Raw genomic sequence first — 17,591 nt, forward strand, 5'->3', positions numbered from 1 at the left:
GCGGTGACTTCTGCCGGTGAAAGGGCGGCCGGTGCCTGTGGGCACCGGCCGCCCTTGTTTTTCTCGGGTGTCCGCTACTGCTGGGGCGGCCCGTCGGGATGGCCGGGCTGCGGGTAGCCGTAACCGGGGTGCTGGGGGTGGGGGGCCGGCTGGCCCTGCCGGCCGGGCTGCGGCGGGTAGGGCCGGCCGGGGGCGTACTGCTGGCCGGGCACGGGCTGACCCGGCACCGGCTGGCCCGGCACAGGCTGCCCCGGGTGCTGCGGCGGATAGGGCCGGCCGGGGGCGTACTGCTGGGCGGGCAGGGGCTGGCCGGGCATCGGCGGGGCGGCGACGGGGGGCGGGTTGCCGTCGCTGGTCCACAGGCCATGCATCTGCTGGTGGCGCACGAAGTCCTCGGCCACCATGGCCGCGAGGTTGAAGTACGCCTCCCGCACCTTGGGCCGCATCATGTCGAGGTCGACCTCGGCACCGGCGGCGAGGTGCTCGTCGAACGGCACCACGATGACGCCCCGGCAGCGCGTCTCGAAGTGGGAGACGATGTCCTCGACCTTGATCATCTTGCCGGTCTCGCGCACACCGGAGATGACGGTGATGGAGCGGGAGACCAGGTCGGCGTACCCGTGCGCGGACAGCCAGTCCAGCGTCGTACTGGCGCTGCTCGCACCGTCCACGGACGGCGTCGAGATGATGATGAGCTGGTCGGCGAGGTCGAGCACACCGCGCATGGCGCTGTAGAGCAGACCGGTGCCGGAGTCGGTGAGGATGATCGGGTACTGCTTGCCGAGCACGTCGATCGCGCGCCGGTAGTCCTCGTCGTTGAACGTCGTGGACACAGCGGGGTCGACGTCGTTGGCGATGATCTCCAGGCCGGAGGGGGCCTGGGAGGTGAACCGCCGGATGTCCATGTACGAGTTGAGGTAGGGGATCGCCTGGACCAGGTCCCGGATGGTGGCCCCGGTCTCCCGGCGCACGCGGCGGCCGAGCGTACCGGCGTCCGGGTTGGCGTCGATTGCGAGGATCTTGTCCTGGCGCTCACTGGCGAGCGTGGAGCCGAGGGCGGTGGTGGTCGTGGTCTTGCCGACGCCGCCCTTGAGACTGATCACGGCGATGCGGTAGCAGGACAGCACCGGCGTCCGGATCAGCTGCAGCTTCTGCTGACGCTCGGCCTCCTCCTTCTTGGCGCCCAGCTTGAACCGACTGACAGCGGCCGGACGCCCGCTCTTCGCCTTCTGCTTCTTGTTGTTGAGCAGCCGGTCGGAGGACAGCTCGACGGCGGCGGTGTAACCGAGCGGCGCGGCACCGGGGTTGGTGGGCTGACGCTGGTCGTGCTGGAGGGGTTGCGGCCAGGCCGTGCCGAGGCGGGGGTCCGCGGGTGGGGCCGGGGGCTGCTGGGGATGATGCTGGGGATAGTGAGGGGCTTGGTGCTGCTGAGGGGGCTGCGCCTGGTGCGGAACCTGGGGGTAGGCGTGCCGGGCGTCCACGGGAGGCTGTGACGGGTTCTGGGCGTCGGGCTGCGCAGGGACGCCGGGGTGGGCGGCCTGCTGCTGCGCCGGAGGCTGCGGGAAGCCGTACCCGCTCTGGGGGTTGGGGGTGCCGGCATTCGGGAAGCCGTAATCTCCCTGGGCGTTGGGGGCGCCGACATGCGGGAAGCCGTACCCCTCCTGCGCGTTGGGACCGCCGACCGGCGGGAAGCCGTAGCCCTGCTGGGCGTGGGCGTGGGGGTCGGGGGCGGGCTGTTGGGGGGCCTGGGCCGGGGTCCAGGCGGCCGGCGCGGGCTCCGGCGACTGGGGGTGCGGCTGCGACGGGGGCTGGACCTGGGCCCCGGCGTGGGGCTCGGCCTGGGGCTGGAAGGGCGGTTGCTGCGCGGGCACGGGCGGCTGGCCCTGCGCGGCGGCGGGCTGCGCGTGCGGATGCGCGGCAGGCTCGTTGGGGGCGGGCTGCTGGGCCTGTGCCGGGGGTTGGGGTTGCGCCTGGGGCTGTGCGGGCCACTGGGCGGCGGGGGCCGGGGCCGCGGGCTGGTACGACGGCGGCAGCGGCGGCACTCCGCTGTGCGGCGCGGGCGGGGGAGTCCAGGCGGAGGGCGCGTCCGGGGCGGGCGGTGCGGGGGGCTGGGGTGCGTTGGCCTGGGGGTCGTTGTGCTGGATACCGTCGTTTTGCGGGGCGTTGGGCTGCGGAGCGTCGGCATGCGGCGCGGTGTCGGATGCGGTGACCTCGGCCGGTTCGACGGCCTCGCTCGACTCCGTTTCGGGAGCGGCGGCCTCGCCCGTCCCCTCGGTGGGCTCCGGCTCGGACGCGCCGGGGTCGGCGTCGGGGGCGGCGTGGGCGTCGGCGGCAGGTGGGTCGTCGCCGGCGTTCTCGGTGCCGCCGGTCTCCTCCGACGCGCCAGAGGAGTCACCGCCGACCCGCTCATCGGCCTCGGCCTCACCATCGACGTTGGCCTCGTTCTCGGCCTCGGCCGTCGCGTGTGCCTCGGCAGCCGCGTCGGCCGCGGCCGCGAGGTCGGCGATCTCCCGCTGCAAGGAGGCGGCGGAGAAGCGCACGGTGGCGCCGCTGTCCAGATCCCCGTTGCCCGCCTCCTCGGCGGCACGGGAAGCCTCCGGGGCAGGGGCAGGGGCAGGGGCGGCCGGCGGCTGAGGCTCGAACCCGCTCCCCTCGGGCAGCCCGGGCACACCTGGGGCCTCCGCCGCCTCTCCGGCCGAGGGAGCGGCCGGAGCGGGCGGCGGGAACGGAACGCCCAGCGCCGGGGCGGGCGAGGGCGGCGTGAACGGCACTCCGGGCACCGGCACGGGCGGTGGCGGCGTGAAGGGCGCGGCCGGAGCGGTGTGCGCCGGAGGAGTCACTGCGGGCCCGAAGTCGGCGTGCGGCGGCGTCGACGGGGTGGTGGGGGCGGAGGGTGAGGTGGGCGCCGGGGAAGCCGGGGCGGGCCCGAATGCGCCGGGCCCACCGGAGGCACCGGGCGCACCGAAACCACCGGAAACCCCGGGGACACCCGAAGCCCCGGAGTCGGAGTCGTCGGAAGCGGACCCCGAGTCCTCCGCATCCCCCGACCCCCCGGACGGGTTCTGCGTGTACCAGGCAGGCGGCGCGTAGTCGATGGTGAACTCGCCCGTCATCTCGACGGCGGCCTCCGCGTCGGGCTGGTCATCGCCGGGCGTCGCCCAGCCCCCGCGGATCCCGTCCCGATCGCTGCTCACAATTCCTCCTGGTGTGGTCGAGCACCCTCATGCCGTGCGGGGGCGACCATTACGTGTCGGGCTTGGTCGATTCGAGGTCGTCCGATCCACGGGCTCTCCCCCTGCGGCGCGGACGCCCGGTCCATGGGTACTGGCGTCGCGCCCGGTACCAGCCTAATCACCACGCTGCCCGCCTAGGCAGGCCCGTCCACTCCATCACGGCCGGTTCGCGGTGTCACCTTCGGCTCGAAGGCGCTTGCGAGCCGTCCCTCGAGTGAACAAACCCACCGATAGCGGAGGTTGCCAGGGGGCAGGAAGGAAAAACGCCAACGAACGTGCACTTCGCGCCAGGCGGCGCACGATTCAGTCCATCCTTCGCGGCGTTCCCAACAGCCCGACCTCGGCGTCGGTGGGCTGAGTCATCACGTACTGCCTGTCGTGGTCGGTGCACCACAGCGTGAGGCCGTCGGGGAGGGTGGGCAGGGCGTCCACATCGGCCCGGGGCAACGTCATCGTGCGCCCGAGCTCCGCGGCCTCGTCCGGGGAGACGCGTTGCACTCCGACGAGTCGTGCCTGCCGTACCAGCCGGGGGGCCACCGGGCTGAGGTACGGCAGCACGGTCAGCACCGACTGCCAGGGGCCCGAGACCACGCGGCCGCGTGGCGGGCGCATACCGCAGTCCCGCACCACCAGCACGGGCGTTCCCGCCGAGGTGCCCTGCGGGGGCACTCGGCCGACGTCGTACACGGCAAGGCCGTTCTGCCCGCCCCCCATGGCGTGCACCATCTGCATCCAGGCCTGCGGACGTCCGGTTTCCACCGCGACGCGCGCTCCCGTCGCCGCCGCTCTGAGGGCGATGACCTGGGCGGTCCACAGGCCGCCGATGAGGACGACGTCGTAAGCGGTCGGCCTGTTGAGCCCCAGCACCGCGGGCCGGTTCTCGGCGTCCACCCCGATGACGACACCGTCGTCGCCGATGGGCAGCTCGAATGCGTCCAGCGCCTCCACGGACGCGGAGTGCCGCGGATGTCGCGGACCGATCAGCCCGAATCCGCGACGCAGCAACTCCCGCACTCCCTCGGGTGCGGGATGCCGCTGCTCACCGCGGCCGGTGGCGGTTCCCGCTCGCGTGGTCATGGCCGTCACCGGGCGCCTCCGAGGGGGAGAGTGGCGAGCATGCCGGGCACTTGTTCCCGGTCGAGGCGGGCGAGGCCGGTGCCCGTGTGGCGGGCCGCGGCCTGCAACGCGCTGCGCGCAGCGACGAGTTCGTCGTCGCTGCGCCCGGTCACCCGCAGATGCCCGCACAGGGACACTTCCTGCCGTTCCCCGCGTGTCAGAGTGAGACTGAAGGTGGTGGCGAGCGCGGGAACGGCCGTGATCAGGGCGATGACCTGTGGCAGAGAGGGCGCCTGGCGACCCCCCATCGAGGGCCACCGGCGGATCCAGTACGTGGTGTGCCGGCGATTGTCGCAGCGCCAGCTCCGGCCCAACTCCTCCGTGCGCCGTTCCCGTGCCTCCGTACGGCCGGCCTCCGCCGTCACCAGGGGGTTGGCGCAGGCCGATGTGGCGATGGCGGCGGTCAGCTCCTCCTCGTCGAGGAGGGTCGCGCGGAACCCGGCTCCAGTCAGCCGGCTCGCGAGCTGATCGGCGGCACGCACGACGCACTTCTGCGCGCCCAGCAGACCACCGCCGCGCGCCGCCACGGCCTCGGGGCACAGTTCCGGATCGAGCTTCAACGCGATCCAGGTGATGCGGACGGCCGGCGCGCCCGTCTGCTCCTGAAGAGGCGCGTAGTTGGCCACAGCCACGGACTGCCGCGGCAGATGGAGCGCGGGCGCGGGCTGCGTGTGCAGCACGACCTGGGCCGACTCCAGCCGGATCCCGTCCACTTCCAAGGTGTCGTACACCAGTCTCAGCGGCAGCGGATGCCGGTTCCGGTCGGCCCGCAGCGCGGTGGCGTCGGCCTCCACCTGCACCACCGCGGTGACGAACGTGCCGTCTCCGACGATGCCCACGGGACGGCGGTCGCGGCCGGCGTACGTGTACGTTCTCAGGCTCGGGTCGCACTCCACGGCGGGCGCGAGCCCCGGCTCCGTGCCCGGTGGGATCGGCGTGCTCGCGGCCCGCCGCCGCCGAACCCGCAACGCCCGTGCCGTGGCCAGCCATTCGGGCAGGGAGCGGCCGCGGCGGCGGGCGAACGCGACCAGCACCATGCAGACGGCGACGACGGCGGCGATCACCAGGGCCACCGGCCCGATCACCCAGCCGACGAGCAGCGCGGCGGCGGCGAGCTCCACCAGGACGACGCGTTGCAACCGGAATGCCCCGGCCCGCCCCGCACGCGCTCCGAGGTGCGGCGTCCCCGACGCGGCCGACTGCTGCGCAGTCGTCTGCCGAGACGCCGCGGAGCCCTCCTCCCGCGACCGGCCACGGGACCGGGCGCGTGTTCCGGCAGCCATCACTCCATCCCCCCGCCTACTTCACAACTCGCCGTGTCCCAGCACCACACGAGGCCCAAGACGGCCCGGACACCCTACCCGTCACCCCAAGTCCCCACGGATACCAGGCATAGTAGGGGGCCGGTCCGACATCGAAGGCGGGAGAGCGTGTCACCCGCCCGCGCGGCCACGCGGAACACGGGGAGAGACAGGCACACATGGCATCTCGGCGGGACCAGCTCAATGCCTACACCTTCGCGAAGCGCCGCATGCTCGCGGCCTTCCTGCAGTCGTCGCCCGACGGCTCGGAGGAGGGAGCGCCGCGACCCTTGCGCGCGGTGCTGCCCGGCATCATCGTGGGGATCGTCGTGATGGCGGTGTTCGGGGCGTGGGGCATGTTCAAGCCGACCGCGCCGAAGGGCTGGGACGAACCCAACGCCAAGGTGATCGTCGCCAGCAAGTCGACCACGCGCTATGTCGTGCTGAAGACCGACGGTCAGGCCCAGCTCCATCCGGTCCTCAACATGGCCTCCGCGAAACTGCTGCTGCAGGCCGGGCAGGGCGACGTCGTGACCGTCGCCGAGTCCGTCCTGGACAACGGCAGGATCCCGCACGGCGTCACCATCGGCATCCCGTACGCGCCCGACCGCCTGCCCTCGGCGGAGGACGCCGGCACCGCGAAGCGCTGGGTGGTCTGCGAGCGGCCGAGCGCCGGCGGCGACGGCTCCGTGCAGAAGGCCGCGCTCGTGCTCTCCAGCCGCGACGTGAAGGCGATCGAGGGCAGGGGCCGGCTCAGCGGCGGCCAACTGCTCTACGTCGCGGACCGGGACGGCAGGCATTACGTCGTCGACGCGGGCGGCACGGCGTACCCGATCGACAAGGGCGACGAGCTGCTGCTGCGTGCGGTGGTCGGCTCGGGCCGGCAGCCGCAGCGGGTGTCCGCCGGGTGGCTCGACACGCTGCACCGGGGTGACGCGATCACCTTCCCGGACATCACCGGGCGTCCGGGTGACGCGGCGGACGCCCCGGGCCGGCTGGGCCGGGCGACCGACAAGGTCGGCATGGTGCTGAGGGCGATGGACAACAACGCGGTCCAGTACTACGTGGTGCTGCCCGGCCGGATCGCCCCCGTCTCGGCGTTCGTCGCGCAGCTCTTGCTGTTCAGCGAGGAACTGGCACCACTCGGCCAGGCCGGTCAGGCTCGGCAGGTCGGCCCCGGTGAGATCGTGCCGGGCACGGCGTTCGGCACCGAGCACCACTGGCCCACCGGGGACCCCGCTCCCGTCAATGAGGCGTCGTCCGCCAAGGGGAGCCGCAGCACGATCTGCAACGTCCTGCGCGGAGTGAACGCAGCTACCGGCGCCACCACCCTCAGCACCTGGGCGGGCACGGATTTCCCGGAGCGGCTGCCCGCGGGCTCCAGCGCCTACGTCACGCCGGGATCGGGCCAGCTCTACCGTCAGTTCCAGGGCGAGGCGACGAGGACCGGCCCGGTGTTCCTGGTCACCGACACGGGCCTGCGCTACGTCCTGCAGTCCAACGGCGACAGCGCCACGGACGACGCGGGCATCGGAACGACCGCCGAACAGCGCGAGCAGCAGCAGAAGGAGGCCATGCAGGCCCAGACCCTCCTCGGCTACAAGGACGTCGACCCGGCGCCGATCCCCGCCGCCTGGTCGGAGTTCCTGCCCACCGGCCCACGCCTGTCGACCGCGGCGGCACGCCAGCCGCAGGGTTCGTGAGGAGGACGGCGACAGTGCTTCGTACGACACTGGTGGCGGCCGCGACCCTGCTGACGGCGACCACACTGCTCACGCCGCCCGCGGCGGCCGCGGGGAAGCTGCCGTACTCCGACCAGTGCACCTTCCCCAACGGCCTGTACCCGGGCCGCCCTTGGTCACTGCAGCGCGTCATGCTGGACGAACTGTGGAGCCGGTCCACCGGCGAGGGCGTGCGGGTGGCAGTCATCGACACGGGCGTCGACGTGAAGAACCGGCAGCTCACGGACGCGGTCGACGTGAAGGCCGGCCGCAACCTGCTGCCGAGGAACCTCAAGGACGACAACGGCGACCCGATCGAGCGGGGGAAGGAGAACGGCACGACGGACACCGTCGGCCACGGCACCAAGGTCGCCGGCATCATCGCGGCCCGCCCCACGAGCGGCACCGGCTTCGTGGGCCTGGCGCCCGAGGCGACGATCATCCCGATCCAGCAGAACGACGCGGAGGGCCACGGCGACACCGCATCCCTGGCCGCCGCGATCCGCCACGCCGTCCAGGCCGAGGCCGGGGTCATCAACATCTCCCAGGACACCTCGAACGCGGTGAAGCCCGACCCCGACCTGGAACAAGCGGTCAAGGAGGCCCTCGCCCAGAAGATCGTCGTCGTCGCGTCGGCCGGCAACGACGGTGACGGAGGCAACGTCAAGGAGACGTACCCCGCCTCCTACGACGGCGTCCTCGCCGTCGCCGCCTCCGACCGCAACAACGAGCGCGCGTCGTTCTCCCAGTCCGGCGACTTCGTCGACGTGGCGGCCCCCGGCGTCGACATGATCTCCACCGTCCCGCAGGGCGGCCACTGCTCCGACAACGGTACGAGCTTCTCGGCGCCGTACGTGGCGGGCGTAGCGGCGCTGATCAAGGCCAGGCACCCCGACTGGACGGCCCGCCAGATCGTCGCCCGGATCGAACAGACCGCGGAGCGCACGATCGCCGGCCACGACCGCCTGGTGGGCTGGGGCGTGGTGGACCCCGTCCGCGCGCTGACGGAGGACGACCACCCGATCGAGTCACCCAACCCCCGGGAGGGCCTGACCCAGGCCGAGGCCCCCACACCCGGGAAGTTCTCGCTCGGCGAGACCCCCGACGAACGCAACGCCCGCCTCGCCACGTACGTGGCCGTTGGCGCCGCGGTCCTGGCCGCGGGCCTCGGCGGCACAGCGGTGGCGATTCGGGACGCGCGGCGACGGGCACGGCGGGTCGCCGGGGCGGAGTAGACGGACAGCGCCAACGGCCAGGACCTGGCCTTGGGCCTCGTCCGGAGGTCGATCCGCCGGCACCGTACGCACCCGGCGGCCGGCGCGCGCTCATCGCCCGCCGGCTCCGCGCAGGTGATGGCTCGTCGTCGAAAACCAGTCAACCTCGATCAGCGACACGACGGCTGTCGGGTAAGGCAGTTGGGGCTGTCAGTGGGACCCAATAGAGTGCTGATGTTGCATTCATGAACTCTTGAGGGGCGTGAGCCGCTCTGGACGGGCAACGGACAACGGGGAGGGAAAGCTTCGTGCTTCCTGCAGACTTGGGCGGGGCCGCAGACGTACGGCGTGGCCTGATGGCGCTTTCGAAGTTCAAGGAGCGCGTGGACGATCTGCTCAGGGCCTTCGAGGGCTCGGCGGGCGGCGCGTCCAAGGTGGCGGCGCACAGCCTGTCGCAAGCCGCGTTCGGCATGGGTGACTTCCCGGAAGCGAAGGCGCTGCACCTGGAGTACGAACGCGTCCACGAACGCATCACGTCCCTGTCGAAGTCGCTCGGCCTCCAGTTGGAGGCGATGCAGATCGCCGTACACGGCGTGGACGTGACCTTCGACAACCTCGAAGAAGAGGCGCGCTACCGGTTCCACCAGATCCGGGCCGAGGTCAACCAGCAACGCGACGCGATGCTGGACGAGCACCTCCAGCGCGAGAACAAGGCCGATCTCACCGACGCGGGGTACTGATGAGCGGCGACAAGAACCAGCCGAATGTGCACCAGGCGGAGCACCAGGAAGCCGCCCAGCAGAACGGCAGCCTCGACGCGGTCATGCATATGACCAAGGTGATCAATCCCTGGGGACCGGACAGGGGTTTCCACTTCGGCAGGACCAGCTTCGAGAACTACGACCTCAACCAGATGATCGACATCGTCGAGTCCGCGAGCCCAGAGCTCCTGGAGGAGGCCGGCAACGCTCTCGTCAACGCACGGGACGCCATCAGGTCGGCCGCCGAGGAACTCGGCCTGAACCTGCAGAACGTCGACTGGCAGGGCGAGGCGCACAAGGCGTTCCACACCTGGGGCAACGACCTGGTCAGCACCGCCGAGGCGCTCGCCGACTACGCCGAAACGGTGGGCACCCAGGTCATGGCGGCGAGCTCCGGACTCGCGTCGGTACGCAAGTCCATGCCGCCGCGTGACACCCGCTCCACCCCCAAGACGGTCGACGACATCCCCGAAGCCAAGCAGGTCGACAGCAACGACGAGTACACGGCGGCGCTGAAGGCGGAGAAGCACCGGCAGGAAGCCATCAACCAGATGTACCGCTTGGCGTCGTTCTACACGGTGTCGAACGGGATGATGCAGAAGGCTGAGGAGCCGGTGTTCCCGAAGATGCCGGATGTGGGGGTCCCAAAGCCGCCGCCGGGCTTCGACCCAAGGGTTGAGCATCCAGGCCGAGGGACCCTTGAAACGACGAGTGATACGCGAAGCACGCATCATCCCCCCGTGAATTCTGGAACGCGAGCGCCTGTCGAGGACTTGTCGACATCACACAAGAGCGTTGACGAATCTCTCCTGCCTTCGAAGGAACACGTCGGCACGAAGATTGACAGCCTCGGAACTGCGCCGCCGCAGGAGGCCGTGAAGCCGACGCCCGTAACGTCGACTTCGACTACAGGTCCGGCTGTCGCTTCTGGGGGATCACCTCATCCGATCGCCCCCGTTTCGACGTCTCCTGTTTCACGGCATCCTGCCCGGAGCGCTTCAGGCTCCGGTGCCGTGCCTTTGAACAAGACTCCGGCGTCGGCACAGGGCCGGGTCGGTGGTACGCCGACCGGTAGCCCCGCCGGACGAACAGGGATTGGTCCCACCGGATCGGTGGGACGTGCCGTCGGATCAGGACAGGCAACTGGTCGTACGACCGGCCCTGGGGGACAAAGCGTCGTTGGCGGTGTGCCCAAGCCTGCGGCACCAGCGGCTGGGCAGGCGGGCGGCGTCATGCGCGGTCCTGTCACTGGAATGGGCGCCACCAATGCCAGGGGTACTGCTACCGGGCGCGCCGGCGTCGGGCGTACCACCGATGGCATCGTCGGCGGGAGGCCAGTCTCTGGAACTACCTCTGGCGCTGCAGGTTCCAGGGGTCCGCGTGGAACAGTCATCGGTGGCCAAAGCGCAATCACCTCGAGGAGCACTGCGGAAAGACCGGGTCAGCGTGGAGTGATCGGGGTGCCGGGGCCCACGACGAGCACGAGACAGGCGCCTCGCCGGCCTGCCGGCAGTCCCGATGGCGTAGTGGGAACGCCGACAGGGAGAGCTCACGGAGTCAAAAGCGGCGGAGTTACGCCGGGTACCACGGGCGCGACGCCTGGACGTGAGGGCGGAGAGCGTTCTGGCGAGACGCGTACACGCCGTGACGAGTGACGTGATGGGGCGTCGTCGACCGACTGACCGGACAAGAGCGAGGACAGACATAGGCATGGTGGTAGGGATCAGCCGACGCGACGGGTGGCGCGCACCTTTCGTGGGACGGGCCGGGAGACGCATTTCCGCCGTCTGCTCAGCGATTGGCGCCTTGACCGCCGTGTCGGCAGGTCTGGCTCCGGGTGCAATGGCCGCAGACGTTCAGTCCGGGCAATGGTACTTGTCGGCGATGCACGCCGACGAGATGTGGAAGGTGAGCACCGGCAAGGGCGTCAAGGTCGCCGTCGTGGACACAGGTGTCAACGCAGACACTCCGTCTCTCAAGGGGCAGGTGCTCGCTGACGAAGTTCCGCAGTCCGTTGGCTTCAAGGCGACTGAGGACTATGACGGTCACGGGACGAGCATGGCTGAGCTGATCGCCGGCAACGGTGCTAAAGGCGGTCTGAAGGGTCTCGCTCCGGGGGCTAAAATTGTTCCGTATCGACTGGCAATGAAGGATTTCAACAACGAGAGCGAGAAGAAGAAGGCTCCTCAACTGTCAGCTGTGATCAGGGCAATCGCTGACAGCGACGTCAAAATCATCAGCATGTCGATCGGCGAGGACATCGAACGGCCGGAGGACCTGGCGGCCATCAAGTATGCCCAAATCAGGGGTAAGTTGATGTTCGCCGCGACCGGTAATGACGCTCAAGAGAAAAACCTTATTGGTTACCCTGCGGCCTATCCTTACGTAGTGGGTGTTGCCGCTTCGGACGAGTCAGGAACGGTCGGGAGGTTCTCCGAGCACGGCAACTACGTCGACCTGGCATCCCCCGGCCTCGATGTCCCCACCTGGTGCGACAACACCTTCCGCTCATACTGCACAAACCAGGGCACCAGCCAGGCAACCGCCATCGCCTCCGCCTCCGCCGCCCTCATCTGGTCCGCCCACCCCGACTGGACGGCCAACCAGGTCCTCGCCAGCCTGATCGACACCGCCGGCCGTGACTGGGCGAAGGACAACCCGAGCACGTACCTCGGATACGGCCTGATTCGCCCCCGCAAGGTGCTGGAGAACGCCGACTACGACCCTGTCCCGGCCAACACCGACCCGCTCGCCAAGGAAAACGCGACGGGCGTCACGGACGACAAGGGGGCCTCCCCCTCCGCCTCGACCTCGTCACAACCCCCCAAGGCCGCCTCGGACGGCCAGACTTCGGCGGCAGGATCAAGCTCGAAGTCGGCTGCCAACACCACCACATGGATGGCCCTCGGAGCCGCAGCGGCCGTCCTGGTGATCGGCGGCGGCGCCTTCGCGGTATTCCGGACACGACGCGGAGCATGACGACTCACCGCACGATTCACGCACGACTGACCAATCACACCAGCGCCCCGACGCGGTGACGCGTGCAGCAATGAACCCACAGCTCTCAGGAAACGGAGTGCCGAAATGGTCGACCGCAAGCTCAATGAAGGCGACGTACAGCGGCTTCAGACGGAAGTCATCGATCGCTATGACAACATCCGCCAGTCACTCGCGAAGCTGCAGGGCACGATCGACATGATCGAGAAGGCCTGGAGGGGCCAGGGCGCCAACGCGTTCAACGTGAAGCAGACCGAGATCAACGGCCACATGGTCGCAATCGGCAAGATGCTCGACGACTTCCTCGAGGGCATCCACCTCAACAAGACCGACAAGCGCAACCTCGAAGACCAGATCGAGGCCGACATGCACAAGATTTCGGTCGAGGACCTGGGCGGCAAGACGTCGGCGCTCAACAGCTACTGACCGGCCAGCAGCGGCAGTGAGCTACTCCACCGCCCGGGCCGTGCGGCTCGGCTGACATCGTCACAAGAAACGAGGGAAACATGTCCGGAGCGCACTACGACGAACTCGCCGTGACCTACGGCACCATGGACGCGCTCGCCACCGAGCTCGGCAACCAGGCCAAGAAGCTCGAGGAGGACCTCGAGGCCCTGAAGCAAGCCGTGCTCAACGTCTCGTCGGGCTGGGGCGGCGAGGCGTTCAGCGAGTTCCAGAAGAAGTCCGCGCAGTGGGACAAGCACGCCCGAGGCATCCATGCGGCCCTGGTCCAGATTTCACAGCGGGTCCACACCGCCGGCGGCGACTACCGGGGCGGCGACCTGAAGGGCGCGAGCTACTTCATGTAGCAACACGGAATGTCACAGCACCGGGGTGGGCGCGCACGGGAGGCGCCCACCTACGCGTCCGGTATCCGGTGCGCGTACGAATGGCAGCGCGCGGGGTGGCGCGTCGCCGTCGCGTCCTGTTTGTCGGAGTGGGCCAGGAGCAGGACGCCGTCAGGTCGACCGTCACTTCACCGCCCTGGTGGGGGTGTTGTTGTCGGCGCACGACCAGGGCGGGAGCGGGCTTCTGCCCGGGCCTGGTGGATGACCTGCAGCGCCTTTAACCGGAGGCGGCGAGGGTGTCGATCAGGCGTGAGACGGTCGGGTCGGAGGCGACCGGGCCGAAGACGTCCGGCTCGGTGTGCAGCGTGGCGATGTCGGCGAAGCAGTCCCCGCCGAGGGCGACAGCCAGCGCGAGGTTCCAGGAGGATCTTGCCGGGGTGATGGACGGCCCCGCGGCCTTCGCCACGGGGGCGAGCGCGGCGGATATCGCCTGTTCAAGCCCCCATCCCGGAACGGCCTCGCCCCCGTGTGGGAGTACAAACGTTGTTTCCTGCGGGCTGAGGGCGGATCCCTCGGCGTTTCGGCCGCAGCCGACAAGTACTGTCAAGCACATCCCACGATCGGCAAGGTATCCGTGGCGGCGTGCGTGGAGCGAACGGGCCCTCATCGGGCACACTCCTCTGAAGCACCCACGGCCTCTGCATACGCTCTGATGAGCCGGAGCATGTCCTCAGCCTTCGCATCGTCGTGCGTCACCCTGACGGAGGCCCACAGCGGCTCTTGGGCAGCCTCGGCCTTCGCGCAGTTGACCTTGCCCACGGCTCCGGTCGACGAGTAGATGAATCGCCCCTGGTCGCTCTGCTGATCCTGCGGGTCGACGGCGAGCGCGGACTGGGCGACATCCCTCGCCGTCGTGTTGTCCGCCCAGCGCTCCGTGCTGGCCGAAAGGACGGATTGACCGTCGACATGAATGCGGCATCGCTTAGTGCTTCCCGAGGACTCTGGGTGTTCCGTTAGCGATTCCCCCTTCGGCAGGAGCGGCTCCAGCACGTCGCGCGAAATGTCGTTCCCGCATAGCGACTCGGGGATCGTGTACTTCTTGCCGGACGACGAGCACGCGGTGACCGACAGCAGCGCGGCTATTGCGGCGACAAATGTGAAAGCGACGCGGGCCCTCTGCCGCGCGGCATTTTGGATGTTCTTCACGGGTGCCCCTTGCTTGGATGGTGAGAGACGCTCGGCGAACCAGATGGAGGAATGAACGAACCCTCGCGTCCAGTCGACGTGCACCGGGTTCCAGGCGCCGGTCAGTCAGGGATCTCTGTCTCCAGGTCCTTCGCCATGCGGTGGCCTGCGGTGGACGCATCGTTGAAGCCATCGTTTGTGCCGATGCGCGCCCATTCCTCGACCTGGTCGACGTACGGCAAGTTGCGAGCCTTGGCCGCAGCAAGTGCGGCATTGTGGCTCATGGCCGAATTGGCGTCCTTGACCTCTTCCCAGCGCTCGGCGATGTCCGTCCCCAGCTCTTTTCGGAACTCGGGCTCAGAGTCTTTGAAGAACTGCTCCAACACCATGCTGGTCACGGTCCCAGTTACGCCGGCGACGCCAGCGCCGACAGCGGGGCTGGCGATGAAGGACGTACCTACACCAGCGATGGTGCCGATTGTGCCCGAAGTGAGGTTCTTCTTCTGGTTGACGGCGTTCGCGAAGTCGCCCTCCCTCTCAGCGGCGGGCCCCAGCACAGCCTCCTGACGACCGATCGCGAGGGTGCCGCCGATTTCCCCCGATCTGCGCGTGAGCTCCTTAACGGTGTCCTCGGCGCTCTGACCGTAACGTTGGTCCTCCGGCAAGTCCGGGTTGAGGTGGTAGTCCATGAGGCTGGCCATGTAGGTCTTCTGGCCGACCTCGATTGCGGCGTAGCCTTCCGGGTTCTGCCCCACCGCGACGAGGAAGCGGCTGACGTTTGCGTGCTCCAGGCTGGCGGCCGCACCGGCGATCGGGAAGAGGCGCGTCACACTCGTGTTCCCCTCCGGCGCGTCTGCTGTAGCGCGGTTGATGTCCGGCAGATACTCGGACGCGATCTGGCCAATACTGTCCGACATGTAGGTGTGATCCTTCAGGCGGGTGGGGTCTTCGGAAATGGAGTCGATCAGATCTCTCGTCAACCCGGCCTGCTCCGCATTATGAGCCGGCGTATCCGCCGTCGGGATCTCCCCCGCCGGATGCCCCGTCGTGGCCGCCTCCAACGCCAAGGCCAGATTGTTCCGGCCTGCGATGCTTTCTTCGCCCTTGCTGTCCCTGTCCTGCGGCCAGTCACGCTCCTCGAAGAGGTAGTCGAAGTTGGTCAGCGACCGCTTGGCCTCGTTTCCGTCATCGTCGAGATCCTGCGTGAAGTCGTGGTCCTCGTCCTTGGTGACGAAGGTGCCGTTGAAAAACTGCGTTGCCGCGTCAGGGCTGTTGGACAGGGCTTTGAGATAGCCGGTCATCGGGTCCCAGCCGGAGTCGGTGCCTGGGCGGTTGAGGAGTGGGTCGCCGCTCGTCCGCGTCCAGGCGCCGTGGCGGCCGTTGTCCGTGAACTTCTTCTCCGTCTCGATCAGCTTGTCGCCGTAGTCGACGAGGAAGCGGTCGTCGTAGTCGCCCCACCGCATCAGGTTGGTCATGACCTGGCCCCCCAGCGGGAAACCGCCGCTGCGGCCTACGGGCTTGTCCGCCAGGTCGATCATCCCGGACTTCCAGTCGGTCATTTTCGCGCTGTCACTCTGCGACGCGGTGGCGAGGGTGAGGCTGAGGTGCTTCTGCAGGTCGTCGTATTGGTCGACCCGCTTGTGTCCCAGTTCCCAGGCACGGTTCGGGTCGTTGATGCCCGTCCAGAAGCTGAGGGTCCCGTTTGCACCGAGAGACGTGGCGAAGCGTTCCGCGAACAGTTCGTCGTCCGCGTACTCCTTGAGCCCCTTGTTGAGGCGGTCGAATTCCTCGACCGTGAGGTCCTCGGGTTTCTTCTTCGCCAGCCTGGCCAGCTCGTCGGCCGTCTTGACGGCCTCTGCCGCGGCGTCCCGGTCCTTGTAGTTGGCGTCGGAGAAGCCGAGCGCGCTCTGGTCGGCGATGGCCTTGAGTACAGTGCTGGCTGAGTTGTCGATTTCTGTCGCCCCGTTGAGGATCTCCTGTAGCTCGTCGCGCAGCGCGGTGACGTCACTCTCATGGTGCTCGGGAACCGTCGTGCCCTTCGCGGCGCGATCGGGGTGGATATTCATGGTGACGGTGAATCCGCCGTTACCGGTGGACACTACCGTCAGGTTTTTCTTCAAGCCCCGGTCGATCGCATCGTTCAGCTTTTCCTGGTGTTTCTTGAGCTCGTCCCGCGTGTCTCTGAGGATGTTCCAGATTGATTTGGCTTGCGTGTGGGCGTCAGCGAATTCGCCGGCCGTCTTGCCGATGAACTCTTTCGTCACGGTGGCGTTGTAGCCGGCCCAGTTGGCCGTGTTTGCGGCGCCTCGGAGCCCTTTCTCGGCGTCGTCCTTCACCGTCTCGAGGTCCTTGACCATGGTCGACCAGTCGTCGATGGCCGTGTCGAGCTGACTGAAGTTGGCGAAACGGAGAGCGTCGAGATCCATCAGTTCTCGTCCTTCTTCTCGCCTGATTCGCCGTATACCGAGTTCTTCCTGCCCGGTTCACCGACCCTCTCGTCGAAGCCCGCGTCCAGCAGGTCGATGCTGCTCATCTGGCGCCGGATGTATTGGTCATTACCCGAGTGCAGTTTCTTGGTGACGGTCATGTGGTTGGAAATGTGCGCGCATGCATCCCGGAGCGAGGACAACTGCTCATCCCACCGCGTCGCCACATGCTTGAGAGCGCCTCCCAGCGTGAAACCGTCCTTCGACAGGGTCCCCGCGGCGGTCTCACTGGTGGGCACAGCCCTGCGTCCCCTGTTCCAAAGGTCGTTGTACAAACCGAACGCGTTCTTGCCGATCTTCGCCAGGTCGCCCTGGCTGACTGCCAGGTCGCCGAAGTGACTGGGATCCTGGGTGTAGCCCCCGCCGCTACCAGGATCCAGCTGATTCAGCTGCATCTGTGTCGACTGACGCTCCGCTGCCTGTGACTTCAGCTGCTCCCACTCGTCCCACGCCATTGCGCGGACTCCTTCCCCGTTTCCCCGTGAAGCCCCGCCCTCCCGGACGGGACCGTTCCGCCAAGCTACCAACAAGCCGGATCCCCGGGCTCGATGCAGCTTGGTTCACGCATCTCACCCTTGAACCCACAATTCTCCAGAGTTCGACTCGGTGGTGCCACGGCGCAGATCTCGGCCCGCCAGCCGCGACCTCACATCTCGCTGGTCGGCTGAACCGAGGCCCACCAGCACCAGAGCCAGCAGGATCATGAAGATCCCCACTCCGACCATCAGTACGTCCCTCCCAACGCCGAGTACGACACCTCGGCAGCCCGGTTCGACCATTCGGCATCCG

13 protein-coding genes and 1 pseudogene are annotated in these 17,591 nt (G+C 68.7%); 7 read left to right on the forward strand and 7 right to left on the reverse strand.

Going from position 1 to position 17,591, the window contains the following annotated elements; all coding sequences use genetic code 11:
• Window positions 1–74 precede the first annotated feature (74 nt).
• The 3 genes from IPT68_RS27115 to eccE form a co-directional block, all read right to left on the reverse strand.
• On the reverse strand, window positions 75–3,194 hold the full coding sequence (locus tag IPT68_RS27115) for an SCO5717 family growth-regulating ATPase (RefSeq protein ID WP_189702070.1): 3,120 nt from the start codon (window positions 3,192–3,194) through the stop codon (window positions 75–77).
• Window positions 3,195–3,536: 342 nt separating this feature from the next.
• The gene (locus IPT68_RS27120) at window positions 3,537–4,310 is read right to left on the reverse strand and encodes a hypothetical protein (RefSeq protein WP_189702069.1); all 774 of its coding nucleotides are present in this window, start codon (window positions 4,308–4,310) and stop codon (window positions 3,537–3,539) included.
• 5 nt (window positions 4,311–4,315) lie between these two features.
• Window positions 4,316–5,632 carry a type VII secretion protein EccE gene (eccE, locus tag IPT68_RS27125; protein ID WP_189702068.1) on the reverse strand — a complete coding sequence of 439 codons (1,317 nt, stop codon included), beginning with the start codon at window positions 5,630–5,632 and terminating at the stop codon, window positions 4,316–4,318.
• A gap of 197 nt (window positions 5,633–5,829) precedes the next feature.
• Between eccE and eccB the strand changes: the two genes are divergently transcribed.
• From eccB to IPT68_RS27160, 7 genes are all read left to right on the forward strand, one after another.
• The gene (eccB, locus tag IPT68_RS27130; protein WP_189702067.1) at window positions 5,830–7,353 is read left to right on the forward strand and encodes a type VII secretion protein EccB; all 1,524 of its coding nucleotides are present in this window, start codon (window positions 5,830–5,832) and stop codon (window positions 7,351–7,353) included.
• Between the two features lie 14 nt (window positions 7,354–7,367).
• On the forward strand, window positions 7,368–8,606 hold the full coding sequence (mycP, locus tag IPT68_RS27135) for a type VII secretion-associated serine protease mycosin (RefSeq protein ID WP_228039925.1): 1,239 nt from the start codon (window positions 7,368–7,370) through the stop codon (window positions 8,604–8,606).
• A 335-nt stretch (window positions 8,607–8,941) separates the two neighbouring features.
• Entirely contained in the window at window positions 8,942–9,325 is a 384-nt protein-coding gene (locus IPT68_RS27140) for a hypothetical protein (RefSeq protein WP_189702066.1), read from the forward strand.
• Window positions 9,325–11,001, forward strand: coding sequence for a hypothetical protein (locus IPT68_RS27145; RefSeq protein ID WP_189702065.1), 1,677 nt, complete (start codon window positions 9,325–9,327; stop codon window positions 10,999–11,001). The genes IPT68_RS27140 and IPT68_RS27145 overlap by 1 nt, the downstream gene beginning before the upstream one ends.
• Window positions 11,002–11,188: 187 nt before the next feature.
• Window positions 11,189–12,325 (forward strand): S8 family serine peptidase, encoded by a 1,137-nt coding sequence (locus IPT68_RS27150; protein WP_189702087.1) that lies wholly within the window; start codon window positions 11,189–11,191, stop codon window positions 12,323–12,325.
• Window positions 12,326–12,430: 105 nt separating this feature from the next.
• The gene (locus IPT68_RS27155) at window positions 12,431–12,769 is read left to right on the forward strand and encodes a WXG100 family type VII secretion target (protein WP_189702064.1); all 339 of its coding nucleotides are present in this window, start codon (window positions 12,431–12,433) and stop codon (window positions 12,767–12,769) included.
• 80 nt (window positions 12,770–12,849) lie between these two features.
• Window positions 12,850–13,152 carry a WXG100 family type VII secretion target gene (locus IPT68_RS27160; protein WP_189702063.1) on the forward strand — a complete coding sequence of 101 codons (303 nt, stop codon included), beginning with the start codon at window positions 12,850–12,852 and terminating at the stop codon, window positions 13,150–13,152.
• Between the two features lie 101 nt (window positions 13,153–13,253).
• Here IPT68_RS27160 and IPT68_RS35080 read toward each other — a convergent pair.
• From IPT68_RS35080 to IPT68_RS27180, 4 genes and pseudogenes are all read right to left on the reverse strand, one after another.
• Window positions 13,254–13,633, reverse strand: a pseudogene (locus tag IPT68_RS35080) (transposase); the annotation flags it as partial.
• A 161-nt stretch (window positions 13,634–13,794) separates the two neighbouring features.
• Complete coding sequence (locus IPT68_RS27170) at window positions 13,795–14,337, reverse strand: hypothetical protein (protein WP_189702061.1); 543 nt, start codon at window positions 14,335–14,337, stop codon at window positions 13,795–13,797.
• A gap of 101 nt (window positions 14,338–14,438) precedes the next feature.
• Window positions 14,439–16,742 carry a hypothetical protein gene (locus tag IPT68_RS27175; protein WP_189702060.1) on the reverse strand — a complete coding sequence of 768 codons (2,304 nt, stop codon included), beginning with the start codon at window positions 16,740–16,742 and terminating at the stop codon, window positions 14,439–14,441.
• The gene (locus tag IPT68_RS27180; protein ID WP_189702059.1) at window positions 16,742–17,257 is read right to left on the reverse strand and encodes a hypothetical protein; all 516 of its coding nucleotides are present in this window, start codon (window positions 17,255–17,257) and stop codon (window positions 16,742–16,744) included. Before IPT68_RS27180 ends, IPT68_RS27175 begins: the two co-directional genes overlap by 1 nt.
• Window positions 17,258–17,591: the final 334 nt, after the last annotated feature.

This window comes from Streptomyces chromofuscus (assembly GCF_015160875.1).
GTDB lineage: Bacteria > Actinomycetota > Actinomycetes > Streptomycetales > Streptomycetaceae > Streptomyces > Streptomyces chromofuscus.

What these genes read in the sequence shown, in the direction of transcription:
- IPT68_RS27120 (WP_189702069.1), bottom strand. Translation starts at nt 4,310, where the DNA reads ATGACCACGCGAGCGGGAACCGCCACCGGCCGCGGTGAGCAGCGGCAT.
- eccE (WP_189702068.1), bottom strand. Translation starts at nt 5,632, where the DNA reads ATGGCTGCCGGAACACGCGCCCGGTCCCGTGGCCGGTCGCGGGAGGAG.
- eccB (WP_189702067.1), top strand. Translation starts at nt 5,830, where the DNA reads ATGGCATCTCGGCGGGACCAGCTCAATGCCTACACCTTCGCGAAGCGC.
- IPT68_RS27140 (WP_189702066.1), top strand. Translation starts at nt 8,942, where the DNA reads ATGGCGCTTTCGAAGTTCAAGGAGCGCGTGGACGATCTGCTCAGGGCC.
- IPT68_RS27145 (WP_189702065.1), top strand. Translation starts at nt 9,325, where the DNA reads ATGAGCGGCGACAAGAACCAGCCGAATGTGCACCAGGCGGAGCACCAG.
- IPT68_RS27150 (WP_189702087.1), top strand. Translation starts at nt 11,189, where the DNA reads ATGGCCGCAGACGTTCAGTCCGGGCAATGGTACTTGTCGGCGATGCAC.
- IPT68_RS27155 (WP_189702064.1), top strand. Translation starts at nt 12,431, where the DNA reads ATGGTCGACCGCAAGCTCAATGAAGGCGACGTACAGCGGCTTCAGACG.
- IPT68_RS27160 (WP_189702063.1), top strand. Translation starts at nt 12,850, where the DNA reads ATGTCCGGAGCGCACTACGACGAACTCGCCGTGACCTACGGCACCATG.
- IPT68_RS27175 (WP_189702060.1), bottom strand. Translation starts at nt 16,742, where the DNA reads ATGGATCTCGACGCTCTCCGTTTCGCCAACTTCAGTCAGCTCGACACG.
- IPT68_RS27180 (WP_189702059.1), bottom strand. Translation starts at nt 17,257, where the DNA reads ATGGCGTGGGACGAGTGGGAGCAGCTGAAGTCACAGGCAGCGGAGCGT.